The organism is Variovorax sp. YR752 (assembly GCF_943372545.1).
In genome coordinates this window covers 1-10309 of the sequence record NZ_CALRZC010000270.1, presented here as the reverse complement: position 1 = coordinate 10309, position 10309 = coordinate 1, and the positions used below count along the sequence as shown (strand labels likewise).

Here is a 10309-nt window from a genome sequence, read left to right as displayed (position 1 = left end):
CCCCCCCCACCGCCTGCTCGCGCTGCGTGGCGCTGGTGGTGTTGTGCAGCGCCGCCAGGTTGCGGCAGCCTTCCTGCAGCAGCCCCTGCTGCTGGTCGCGCCACGGGCCGGGCGGCGGATCAGCGATGCGCAGGATGTAGGCATGCAGCGCGGCGCGGGCCTCGACCGGCGAGGTGCGCGGGCCGCCACCGTTTGCGCTGAGAAAGCCGCGCAGCAGCACCAGCGCCTCCTGCTGGCGCAGGCGCCGTTCCTCAAACGCCAGCCGCGGGCTGAACACCGACTGCGCCACCTGCTGGCGCAGCAGCGCGCGCTGCTCGGTCGTCAGGCGGCCGTAGAAATCTTCCTGGCGCTCGAGGAACTGGTCGTAGCGCTTCTCGTGCACCTGCGCGGGGCTGCGGTCGAGCCAGTCCTTGCGGTACTCGGTGTTGTTCTTGGCGTACTTGCGTTCGAGCTGCTGCAGCTGCGCGTCGCTCAGGCTCAGCACGAGTTCGGCGCTGGCGGCCTCGGCGCGCTCGGTGACGGCGAGCAGCCGCTCGCGCACCCGGTCGGCCAGCTGGCAGGCCTGGGCCGGCGTCACCTCGGCCGACGCCAGGCCCTGGGCCTCCTGCAGCAGGCCGATGATGCGCGGCAGCTCGTTCTGGCGGTGCCAGGCCAGCAGCTGGGCGAGCTCATCACGCACCTTCGGGGTCTGGGCGTCGTCGAAGTCGAAGTAGCCGTCGAGCCACCAATAGCTCAGCTCGGGCAGGTTGTTGTAAGCAAGCTTGACCGCGCTGCAAGCCCCCAGGGCAGCAGCCAGCAGCAGCACACCGATAATTCGGGCCAGTCCAGCACAACGAATCCGGGAAGAAAAGCGCATGAATCAGACTCCGCAGCAGAGCAACCAGGGACCGGTCGACGTCGTCATCATGGCGGCCGGCAAGGGCACGCGCATGAAGAGCAAGCTGCCCAAAGTGTTGCATCGTTTGGCCGGCCGTGCCTTGCTGGCCCATGTGACCGACACCGCCGCGCGCATCGGCGCGCGCCATGTCGTGGTCGTGACGGGCCACGGCGCCGAGCAGGTCGAGACCGCGATCAAGGCGATGGCCGTGAACGCCGCCGCCCTCGGCTTCGCACGCCAGGAGCCCCAATTGGGCACCGGCCACGCCGTGCAGCAGGCCACGCCGCAGCTGCCGGACGACGGCACCGTGGTGATCCTGTCGGGCGACGTGCCCCTGATCGCCGAAGACACGCTGCGCACCCTCATTGCCGCCAGCGGCGGCGAGCGGCTCGCGCTACTCACCATCGAACTCGACGACCCCACCGGCTACGGCCGCATCATCCGCACCACGGCGGGCGGTGAAGTGACGGCCATCGTCGAGCACAAGGATGCCACCGAGGCGCAGCGCGCCGTGCGCGAGATCAACAGCGGCGTGATGGCCGCGCCCGCGCGGCTGCTCAAGGGCTGGCTGGCGCGGCTGGACAACAAGAACGCCCAGGGCGAGTACTACCTGCCCGACATCGTGAAGTTCGCGGCCGGCGACCACGTGCCGGTGGTGGCGCATGTCACGACCGACGCGCTGCAGGTGGCGGGCATCAACAGCCCGGCCCAGCTCGCGGCGCTGGAGCGCGCCTGGCAGCTGCGCCAGGCCAATGCGCTGATGGAACAGGGCGTGCGCCTGGCCGACCCGGCGCGCTTCGACCTGCGCGGCACGTTGAGCTGCGGCGCCGACGTCGACATCGACGTCAACTGCGTGTTCGAAGGCACGGTGTCGCTGGGCGAAGGCGTGCGCATCGGCGCGAACTGCGTCATTGCCAACGTGCGCATCGAGGCGGGCGCGGTGATCCACCCCTTCACCCACATCGACGGCGAGAAAGCCGGCGTGACGGTGGGCGCGGGCGCGCTGGTCGGGCCCTTTGCGCGGCTGCGGCCCGGCGCCCAGCTGGGCGCCGAGGTGCACATCGGCAACTTCGTCGAGGTCAAGAATTCCACGCTGGCGGCGGGCGCCAAGGCCAACCACCTGGCCTACCTGGGCGACGCCACGGTGGGCGAGCGCGTGAACTACGGCGCGGGCAGCATCACGGCCAACTACGACGGCGCCAACAAGCACCGCACCGTGATCGAGGCCGACGTGCACGTGGGCAGCAACTGCGTGCTCGTGGCGCCCGTGACGATCGGCGCGGGCGGCACCATCGGCGGCGGATCGACGGTGAACAAGTCGACCGAGCCCGGCGCGCTGACCGTGGCGCGCGGCAAGCAGGTCAGCTTTGCCAATTGGAAGCGGCCGCAGAAGTTGCCGAAGAACTGACGGCGGCTTTGGGCTCGTGTTCGGGGCAGGCGCCCTGCCCCGGACCTCACCAGCCTGTCAGCAGGCGCACGAAGCGCATCACCGGCCGCGCCTCTTCGACCGGCGCCGTGGCCCGAACTGCCCGCGCCGGCGCATGCACCCGCAGGTGCACCGCCGTCACCGCCGACACCTCGATCCACCCGCCCTGCGGCACGCAGTGCACGTCGCCTTCGCCGAGCAGCGTCTCGGTCATGAACACCCTCTCGCCCAGCCAGCCGGGTGGCGACACCACGCGGGCGCGGCCCTCGGCCAGCTGGAGCCAGGCGCCCGCATCGACAGCGGTGCGCAGCGACTGGCCGGGTTCAAGGACGATGGAATCGGGCGCTTCGCAGAGGGTGGTGATCATGGCGGACCTCGGGTGGATGAGGCTTCATCGTAGGAATTTCGCCGCCCAAAAAACAGGCACACCCGATGGCTATTGCGACCGGAACAGCCGGTCTGTCGCGCCATCTGTTATGGTCATTTTCCCGAGCAACTGCATCTGTTTTCAGATGCCCGATGCGGGGAACATCGACCCATGGACTCGCTACCGCTCTACCGCCAGCTCGCGGCGCACTACGTCGACGCGATCCACGCCGGCTCGCTCAAGGCCGGCGACAAGCTCCCGTCGCTGCGCAGCCTGATGCGGCTGCACGACATCAGCCTCTCGACCGCGCTGCAGGTCTGCCGCGCCATGGAAAGCGAAGGCTGGGTCGAGGCGCGCGACCGCTCCGGCTACTTCGTGCGCCGCCCGCAGCGGCTGGCCATCGCGGCCATGGAAGAGCCCGTGTCCGGCCTGCCGCCCGACCCGGCGCAGTTCGTCAACATGCGCACGCGCATGGCCAACTTCATGGCGCGCGGGCGCCTCAACGACGTGAAGCTCAACTTCGCGATCTCGCGCGCCGCGCCCGAGCTCTACCCGGCCGAGGCGCTGCGCAACGCCATGACGCGCGCGCTGCGCCAGCGCCCCGAGCTGCTGACCACCGCCTCGTCGCAAAAAGGGCATGAGCAGTTCCGCCAGGTCGTGGCCCAGCGCAACCTGCGCGTGGGCATGACCGTGGCGCCCGACGACGTGCTGGTCACCAACGGCTGCATCGAGGCGCTGAACCTCGCACTGCGCGCCATCGCCAAGCCCGGCGACACCGTCGCCGTCGAATCGCCCACCTTCTACGGCCTGCTGCAGGTGCTCGAAAGCCTGGGCCTGCGCGGGCTGGAGATTCCCACCAGCCCGCAGACCGGCATCTCGCTGGAGGCGCTCGACCTGGCCATCCACACCTACGACGACATCAAGGCCGTGGTGGTGGTGCCGCACCTGCAGAACCCCATCGGCAGCGTGATGCCCGACGCCCACAAGCAGCGGCTGGTGCAGATGTGCGAGAGCCACGGCATCGCGCTGGTCGAGGACGACACCTACAGCGACCTGGTGGAAACCGAGGTGCCGCTGCGCGCGATCAAGTCCTGGGACCGCACGGGCAACGTGGTGTATTGCGCCTCGCTGCACAAGGTGCTGGCGCCGGGCCTGCGGCTGGGCTGGATCACGGCCGGGCGCTGGCATGCGCAGGTCGAAATGCTCAAGTACGCGCAGACGCGCAACAACGAGGCACTGGCGCAGATCGCCGCGGGCGAGATCATTGCCAGCGGCGGCTACGACCGCCACCTGCGCCGGCTGCGCGAACGCCTGCACACGCAGCGCGACCAGACGGCGGACGCCATCGCCCGCTACTTTCCGGCCGGCACGCGGCTCAACCTGCCGCGCGGCGGCTTCCAGCTGTGGGTGGAGCTGCCCGATCGGTTGTCGTCGGTGGCGGTGTTCGAGGCGGCCCTGCGCGAGCACATGCTGGTGGCGCCGGGCGCGCAGTTCTCGAACGCCTCGCGCTTCGACCACTACCTGCGCATCAACTGCGGCTGGCCCTTCAGCGAAGCGGTCGATGCGGGGCTGCGTCGGCTCGGGCGGATCGTCGAGGAAGGTTGCGCGGCGCAGAAGAACCAACCGGCGGCGCTGGTCCGGTCGCCGCGCGCCGCGGCTCAGTCGAGCAACGCCAGGGCCGCGTAGTCGCCCACTTTGTCGCCGAGCCCGGCGGGCACCAGCAGCACGCCGCGCGTGAGCGGCGGCAGCTTGCCGTCGACCTGCGCCTGCAGCCGCGGCAGCACGAAATCGCGGTGGTGCCAGAACACGCTGCCGCCCAGGCTGATGCGCTGCAGGTCGAGCGTGATGACCAGGTTGTAGAGCATGCGGCCGATCACCCGGCACAGCGCATCGGCCTTCTCGAACGCAGCGGCGTCACCGGCCGCGGCGGCCGTGAACAGATCGGCCGCGGGCTGGCCGAAGCGGTGCGCGATCGAGTTGCCACCCGCCAGCGCTTCCACGTCGCCCAGGTTGCCGCAGCCGCACAGCGCGCCGCTGTCGTCGTCGACCACGAAGCTGTGGCCCGCGTGGCCGGCGTTGCCGTTCTTGCCGCGCAGCGCCTTGCCGTCGACGCACAGGCCCACGCCCACGCCGGTGCTCCAGGTGGCGTAGGCGCAGTTGTCGAGCCCCTTGAGCGCGCCCCAGTGGCGTTCGGCCTCGAGCGCGGCCACGGCGTCGTTCTCGACGCGCACGCGGGCGAAGCGGCGCGCCAGCGGCGCCTCGACGATGGCCGTCATCCAGTCGTTGGGCAGCCCGCGCGAGGGGCCGGCGATGCCGCCGCAGATGTTGGGCGTGGCCAGCTCGACCATGCCGTCGTGCAGCTCGAAGGGCCCGGTCGACGACACACCCACGCGGTCGATGCTGGCCGGATCGACGCCCTGCTCGGCGCAGACCTCGTCGATGAGCCGCAGGATCTGCACCGCCACGGCGTCGTTGCTGCCGGTCTTGGCGGTGGGCTCGCTGCGGCGGCCGATCAACGGCGCGTCGCTCGAAGCGGAAAGGCTCACGGCCACCTTGGTGCCGCCGATGTCTACGCAGGCTCTCATTGCGGGGTTCTCTTCTTTCTCAAGTGCTTCTCAGGCGTGGCCGCACCGTGCTTAGAGCAGCCGCGCGACCAGCGCCGCGATCATGCTGAGCACCACCGTGCTCGCGATCGGCAGCTGCCAGTCGCGGCCGAAGGCGCGAAACTCGAAATCGCCGGGCAGCCGTCCGAAGCCGAAGCGGCGCAGCCAGGCGGTCAGGCCGCTCATGAGCACCAGCGCAAGGACAACGACGATCAGCCAGCGGAACATGAAAACAGTCTAGGCGGCCAACACGGCCAGGGCTTGTCGGTGAAGTTCGGGTGTGGCTGCAGCGATCACGCGCTGATCGGGATTCAGCCCCAGCGGCCGGCCCTCCCAGTCGGTGACGACGCCGCCCGCGGCCTCGATCAAACCCGCCGGGCCCAGGAAGTCGTAGGGCTGCAGGCCGGTCTCGACCACGAGGTCGATGGTGCCGCCCGCCAGCTGGGCGTAGCCGTAGCAGTCGCCGCCGAAACGGCGCATCGCGCACTGGCGGCTCAGGCGGTCGAAGGCGCTCCAGTCGGCCGGCGAGAAGATGTCGGGCGAGGTGGTCACGATGCGGGCCTTGGCGATCTCGGTGCAACCGCTCACGCGCACGGGCTGGCCGTCGCGCGTCGCGCCCTTGCCGGCCTCGCCCACCCAGCGCTCTTTCAGCACCGGCATGTCGACCATGCCGAACACCACGCGCCCGCCCTGCAGCACGCCGATGAGCGTGCCCCACAGCGGCGAGCCGGTGATGAAGCTGCGCGTGCCGTCGATCGGGTCGAGCACCCAGATGCGGTCGGCGTCGAGCCGCTCGGGGCCGTGCTCCTCGCCGAAGATGCCGTCGGTGGGCACGCGTGCGCCGAGGATCTCGCGCATGGCTGTCTCGGCAGCGCGGTCGGCCAGCGTGACCGGGCTTTCGTCGGCCTTGGTGATGATGTCCAGCGGCGTGCGGAAGTAGCGCATCGACTGGGCGGCGGCGGCATCGGCCAGCGCACCGGCGATCGAGGACAGGTCGGGGGCGGAAGAGCTCATGGGAAGGAGAACGCGTGCCAAAAGCTGCGATTAGACCCGAGCCCGCGCCCGTTTCGCCATCGCCGGGGCATTCCTGCGCCCCGCCCCTTCACGCGCTTGCTAGCGCTGCTGGCCCCAACGCCGCACCGTGAGCCGCTCCAGCGTGCGAAAGCCCAGGCTTTCCACCAGCAGGCCGATCAGCACGACCAGCGCGAGGCCGGCGAACACGCGGTCGGTGTACAGCTCGTTGCGGTTCTGGAAGATGTACCAGCCCAGCCCGCCCTTGCCCGACGAGGCGCCGAACACCAGCTCGGCCGCGATCAGCGTGCGCCACGCAAAGGCCCAGCCGATCTTCAGCCCCGACAAGATCGACGGCAGCGCGGCCGGCACCAGGATCTGCAGCACGTAGCGCAGCCCCGTCAGGCCGTAGTTGCGCCCCGCCATGCGCAGCGTCTCGGGCACGCCCTGAAAGCCCGCATAGGTGTTGAGCGCCAGGGGCCACAGCACCGAATGGATCAGCACGAACACCAGGCTGCCGCGCCCGAGCCCGAACCACAGCAACGCCAGCGGCAGCAGCGCGATCGCGGGCAGCGGGTTGAACATCGAGGTCAGCGTGTCCAGCAGGTCGCGCCCGATGCGCGTGGACACGGCCAACGTGGTGAGCCCGAAGGCCAGCAACACGCCCGCGAGGTAGCCCTGCAGCAGCACCGCGAGCGAGATGCGCACCTTCTCGACCAGCTCGCCGCTGGCCAGCCCTTCGACCAATGCGCGGGCGGTGGCGGTGAAGGTGGGCAGCAGCAGGTCGTTGTCCTGCCAACGCGCCGCCAGCTCCCACAGCACGGCGATGACCGCGAGGATCAGGCCCTTGCGCAGCCAGGTGTGCGAGGCGAGGCGCGTGGCCAGTGGCAGCGCGCGTTCGACCGGCAGCTCGGTGAAAGGCTCGAGCGTGCGTTCGTATTCGGGGCGGATGGGTGGCGTCAGGGTGCTCATGGTGTGCCCTGTTCTTCCTCGAACAGCATGTCGTGGATGCGCCGCGCCGTCGCCTGAAAGTCCGCACCGCCCAGGCTCTCGAGCGAGTAGCCGTGGCTGTTGAGTTCGGCGCGCATGCGCCCCGGATGCGGCGACAGCAGCGCCACGCGGTTGCCCACCACCAGTGCTTCTTCGATCGAGTGCGTGACGAACAGCAGCGTGAAGCGCACCTCGTCCCACAGTTCGAGCAGCTCCTGCTGCATGCGGCGGCGCGTGAGCGCGTCGAGCGCGGCAAAGGGCTCGTCCATCAGCAACACGCGCGGCTGCATTGCCAGCGCACGCGCGATCGCCACGCGCTGCTTCATGCCGCCCGAAAGCTGGTGCGGGTGCACGTCGGCGAACTTCGAGAGACCCACCTTGTCCAGGTAGTGCAGCGCACGCTCGGCCGCCTCCTTGCGGCCCAGCGTGCGCGAGGCGAGCAGCGGGAACATCACGTTCTGCTTCACCGTCTTCCACGGCGGCAGCTGGTCGAACTCCTGGAACACGACGATGCGGTCGGGGCCCGGCTGCGTCACGCGCCGGCCGTCGAGCCGGATCTCGCCCTCGACCGGCGGGATGAACCCGGCCACGGCCTTGAGCAGCGTGGACTTGCCGCAGCCCGAAGGGCCGAGCAGCACGAAGCGGTCGGCGGCGTGCACGTCGAAGCTCACGCGGTGCGTGGCGCGGACGACGCGCTCGGGGGTGCGGTACTCGAGGCTGACGTTGTCGACCTGCAGCAGCGGGGCGAGGTCCTGGCTGCGGTCTTCCTCCCTCCCCTCCCGGGGGAGGGCCGGGGTGGGGGCAGACGGCGCCAGCTTCGCCACCGCTCTGCCCGCCCCCATCCCCGCCTTCCCCCAGAGGGGGAAGGAGTCCAACCCCGAGCGCACCTTCGCCGTGCTCACTCAGTTCCCCGAAGCCGTGTGCGCATCGTCGAAGAAATAGTCCTTCACCGACGCCGGCTTGTTCTTGATCGCGCCCACGCGGTGCATGAACTCCGCGAACACGTAGGTGTTCTGCGGCGCGGTCTTGAACTGCACCTCGGGGTTTTTGATGATCTTCAGCAGCAGCTCGCGGTCGAGCTTCGCGTTGCTCACCTTGAGGTAGATATCGGCCGCCTTCTCGGGATTGGCCGTGACGAACTTCGCTGCCTCGTCAAGCGCATCGACGAACGCCTTGTAGGTCTTCGGGTTCTCGTTGCGGAATTTCTCGGTCGCGTACAGCACCGTGGCCGACGACGGCCCGCCCAGCACCTGGTACGAGTTCAACACGATGCGCGCGTTCGGATTGCCCGCGAGCTCCTGCTCCTGGAACGGCGGATTGCCGAAGTGCCCCGTGATCTCCGTGCCGCCCTTGATGATGGCCGCCGCCGCGTCAGGGTGCGGCAACGCCACGCTGATCTTGTCGAGCCGGTTGAACTCCTTCTCGCCCCACAGCTTGGCCGACGCAATCTGCAGCACCCGCGACTGCACCGACACGCCCACCGCAGGCAGCGCGATGCGGTCCTTGTCCGTGAAATCGGCGATCGTCTTCACGTTCGGGTTGTTGCTCACCAGGTAGTACGGGAAGTTGCCCAGCGACGCCACGCCCTTCACGTTCTGCTTGCCCTTGGTGCGGTCCCACAGCGTGAGCAGCGGCCCCACACCCGCACCCGCGATCTCGATGTTCCCCGACAGCAGCGCGTCGTTCACCGCCGACCCGCCCGAGAGCTTGACCCACTCCACCTTCGCATCCACCCCCGCGGCCTTCGCGTGCTTCTCGATCAGCTTCTGCTCCTGCGCCACGTTGAGCAGCAGGTAGACGATGCCGAACTGCTCGGCGATGCGGATCTGCCCCTCGGCCTGCGCGGCCAGGCTGCCGGCGAGAAGGCCGAGGCCGGTGACAAGCGCAGCGGCGCGGCGTGTGAAACGGTTCATTGAAAAGTCCGAGAGAAAGAAGAAAGGAAAGAAGAAAGGAAAGAAGGGAATCAGAACGGCGTATCGCCCACGACCGTGGTGCGGTTGAGCCGGCGGCGCAGGTGATCGGGCGTGCCCGCCGCGAGGTGCATCAGCGAGCGGTTGTCCCAGAACACCAGGTCGTGCGGCGCCCACGCATGGCGGTACACGAACTCGGGCTTCACGCTGTGCGCGAACAGCTCGGCCAGCAGCGCATCGCTCTCGTTCTGCGGCAGCCCGACGATGCGCGTCGTGAAATGCTCGCTGACGAACAGCGCCTTGCGCCCCGTCTCCGGGTGCGTGCGCACCACCGGTTGCACCGCAGGTGCGACCTGGTCGATCTGCGCTTGCGAGAGCTTGGGCCGCCAAGGATTCTTCGCACGCAGTTCCTCGTACTTCGCGAGGTAGCTGTGCTCCGCCTTCAGCGGCAGGATGCGTTGCTGCAGTTCGGGGCTCAGTGCTTCCCACGCCAGGTGCTGGTCGGCGAACAGCGTGTCGCCACCTTCGCTCGGCAGCTCTTGCGCGTGCAGCAGCGAGCCGAGGCTGGGCTTGGGCTTGTAAGAAATGTCGGAGTGCCAGTACACGCCCGCATCGCCGAGCCCGATCGGCTCGCCGTTCTCCTTGATGTTCGAAACGATCAGGATCTCGGGGTGGTTCTTCAGCTGGAACTGGTGCAGCACGTGGATCTCGAGCGGACCGAAGCGGCGGCTGAAGTCGATGTGTTGTGCGGGCGTGATGCGCTGGTCGCGAAAGACCAGCACATGGTGGTCGAGGTGCGCGCGGTGGATGCGTTGGAAGTCGGCGGCGTTGATCGGCTCAGCAATGTCGAGCCCGACGATCTCCGCACCGACCGGCGCATCGAAAGGCCGCACCTCGAAGTGCTGCGCCGGGGCATCTGCAGTGGGAACGCGGGAAAGAACGGCAGTCATGCCGCGAATGTAGAAGCGCGCCCTCCGTTCCCCAACGAAGTCTTTGTTGCTTGCTTATGACCAAGTCTTCTCGTTGAAAGCACAAGGCGCCAAAGGCGCGAAGCGCCTGTGGCGCCGTGGTGGCCGAGCGCAGCGACGGCCCGTCCGGCTCCCAAGCCCCTCTGTATGCGCCGAG

At 69.0% G+C, this 10309-nt stretch carries 11 protein-coding genes; 2 read left to right on the top strand and 9 right to left on the bottom strand.

Going from position 1 to position 10309, the window contains the following annotated elements; translation table 11 throughout:
* On the bottom strand, positions 1-805 hold an 805-nt coding region (locus AAG801_RS36475), incomplete at its 3' end, for a DUF6279 family lipoprotein (RefSeq protein ID WP_341892811.1).
* 49 nt (positions 806-854) lie between these two features.
* Between AAG801_RS36475 and glmU the strand changes: the two genes are divergently transcribed.
* Positions 855-2285, top strand: a complete 1431-nt coding sequence (gene glmU, locus AAG801_RS36470) for a bifunctional UDP-N-acetylglucosamine diphosphorylase/glucosamine-1-phosphate N-acetyltransferase GlmU (protein WP_341892810.1) — start codon at positions 855-857, stop codon at positions 2283-2285.
* Positions 2286-2331: 46 nt separating this feature from the next.
* Here the strand turns inward: glmU and AAG801_RS36465 are convergent, their stop codons facing one another.
* Positions 2332-2670 carry a hypothetical protein gene (locus AAG801_RS36465; RefSeq protein WP_341892809.1) on the bottom strand — a complete coding sequence of 113 codons (339 nt, stop codon included), beginning with the start codon at positions 2668-2670 and terminating at the stop codon, positions 2332-2334.
* Positions 2671-2841: 171 nt separating this feature from the next.
* Here AAG801_RS36465 and AAG801_RS36460 point away from each other — a divergent pair, with 171 nt between their 5' ends.
* Entirely contained in the window at positions 2842-4356 is a 1515-nt protein-coding gene (locus AAG801_RS36460; RefSeq protein ID WP_341892808.1) for a PLP-dependent aminotransferase family protein, read from the top strand.
* Here the strand turns inward: AAG801_RS36460 and AAG801_RS36455 are convergent.
* The 7 genes from AAG801_RS36455 to AAG801_RS36425 all read right to left on the bottom strand — a co-directional run bounded on the left by AAG801_RS36455 (position 4329) and on the right by AAG801_RS36425 (position 10134).
* On the bottom strand, positions 4329-5255 hold the full coding sequence (locus AAG801_RS36455) for an ROK family protein (RefSeq protein ID WP_341892807.1): 927 nt from the start codon (positions 5253-5255) through the stop codon (positions 4329-4331). The genes AAG801_RS36460 and AAG801_RS36455 overlap by 28 nt on opposite strands.
* Positions 5256-5306: 51 nt before the next feature.
* Complete coding sequence (locus AAG801_RS36450; protein WP_056575522.1) at positions 5307-5501, bottom strand: DUF2905 domain-containing protein; 195 nt, start codon at positions 5499-5501, stop codon at positions 5307-5309.
* A 9-nt stretch (positions 5502-5510) separates the two neighbouring features.
* Entirely contained in the window at positions 5511-6287 is a 777-nt protein-coding gene (hisN, locus tag AAG801_RS36445) for a histidinol-phosphatase (protein ID WP_341892806.1), read from the bottom strand.
* A gap of 99 nt (positions 6288-6386) precedes the next feature.
* Positions 6387-7256: an ABC transporter permease gene (locus tag AAG801_RS36440; RefSeq protein WP_341892805.1), complete on the bottom strand. Its 870-nt coding sequence runs from the start codon at positions 7254-7256 to the stop codon at positions 6387-6389.
* The gene (locus AAG801_RS36435) at positions 7253-8116 is read right to left on the bottom strand and encodes an ABC transporter ATP-binding protein (protein ID WP_341892804.1); all 864 of its coding nucleotides are present in this window, start codon (positions 8114-8116) and stop codon (positions 7253-7255) included. Before AAG801_RS36435 ends, AAG801_RS36440 begins: the two co-directional genes overlap by 4 nt.
* A gap of 60 nt (positions 8117-8176) precedes the next feature.
* Positions 8177-9187, bottom strand: a complete 1011-nt coding sequence (locus AAG801_RS36430) for an ABC transporter substrate-binding protein (protein WP_101491151.1) — start codon at positions 9185-9187, stop codon at positions 8177-8179.
* Positions 9188-9237: 50 nt separating this feature from the next.
* Entirely contained in the window at positions 9238-10134 is an 897-nt protein-coding gene (locus tag AAG801_RS36425; RefSeq protein ID WP_341892803.1) for a TauD/TfdA family dioxygenase, read from the bottom strand.
* Positions 10135-10309 lie beyond the last annotated feature (175 nt).

Bases quoted from the DNA above. Each gene is read 5' to 3' on its own strand.
- AAG801_RS36465 (WP_341892809.1), bottom strand. From the start codon at position 2,670: ATGATCACCACCCTCTGCGAAGCGCCCGATTCCATCGTCCTTGAACCC.
- AAG801_RS36450 (WP_056575522.1), bottom strand. From the start codon at position 5,501: ATGTTCCGCTGGCTGATCGTCGTTGTCCTTGCGCTGGTGCTCATGAGC.
- AAG801_RS36440 (WP_341892805.1), bottom strand. From the start codon at position 7,256: ATGAGCACCCTGACGCCACCCATCCGCCCCGAATACGAACGCACGCTC.
- glmU (WP_341892810.1), top strand. From the start codon at position 855: ATGAATCAGACTCCGCAGCAGAGCAACCAGGGACCGGTCGACGTCGTC.
- hisN (WP_341892806.1), bottom strand. From the start codon at position 6,287: ATGAGCTCTTCCGCCCCCGACCTGTCCTCGATCGCCGGTGCGCTGGCC.
- AAG801_RS36460 (WP_341892808.1), top strand. From the start codon at position 2,842: ATGGACTCGCTACCGCTCTACCGCCAGCTCGCGGCGCACTACGTCGAC.
- AAG801_RS36425 (WP_341892803.1), bottom strand. From the start codon at position 10,134: ATGACTGCCGTTCTTTCCCGCGTTCCCACTGCAGATGCCCCGGCGCAG.
- AAG801_RS36435 (WP_341892804.1), bottom strand. From the start codon at position 8,116: ATGGGGGCGGGCAGAGCGGTGGCGAAGCTGGCGCCGTCTGCCCCCACC.
- AAG801_RS36430 (WP_101491151.1), bottom strand. From the start codon at position 9,187: ATGAACCGTTTCACACGCCGCGCCGCTGCGCTTGTCACCGGCCTCGGC.
- AAG801_RS36455 (WP_341892807.1), bottom strand. From the start codon at position 5,255: ATGAGAGCCTGCGTAGACATCGGCGGCACCAAGGTGGCCGTGAGCCTT.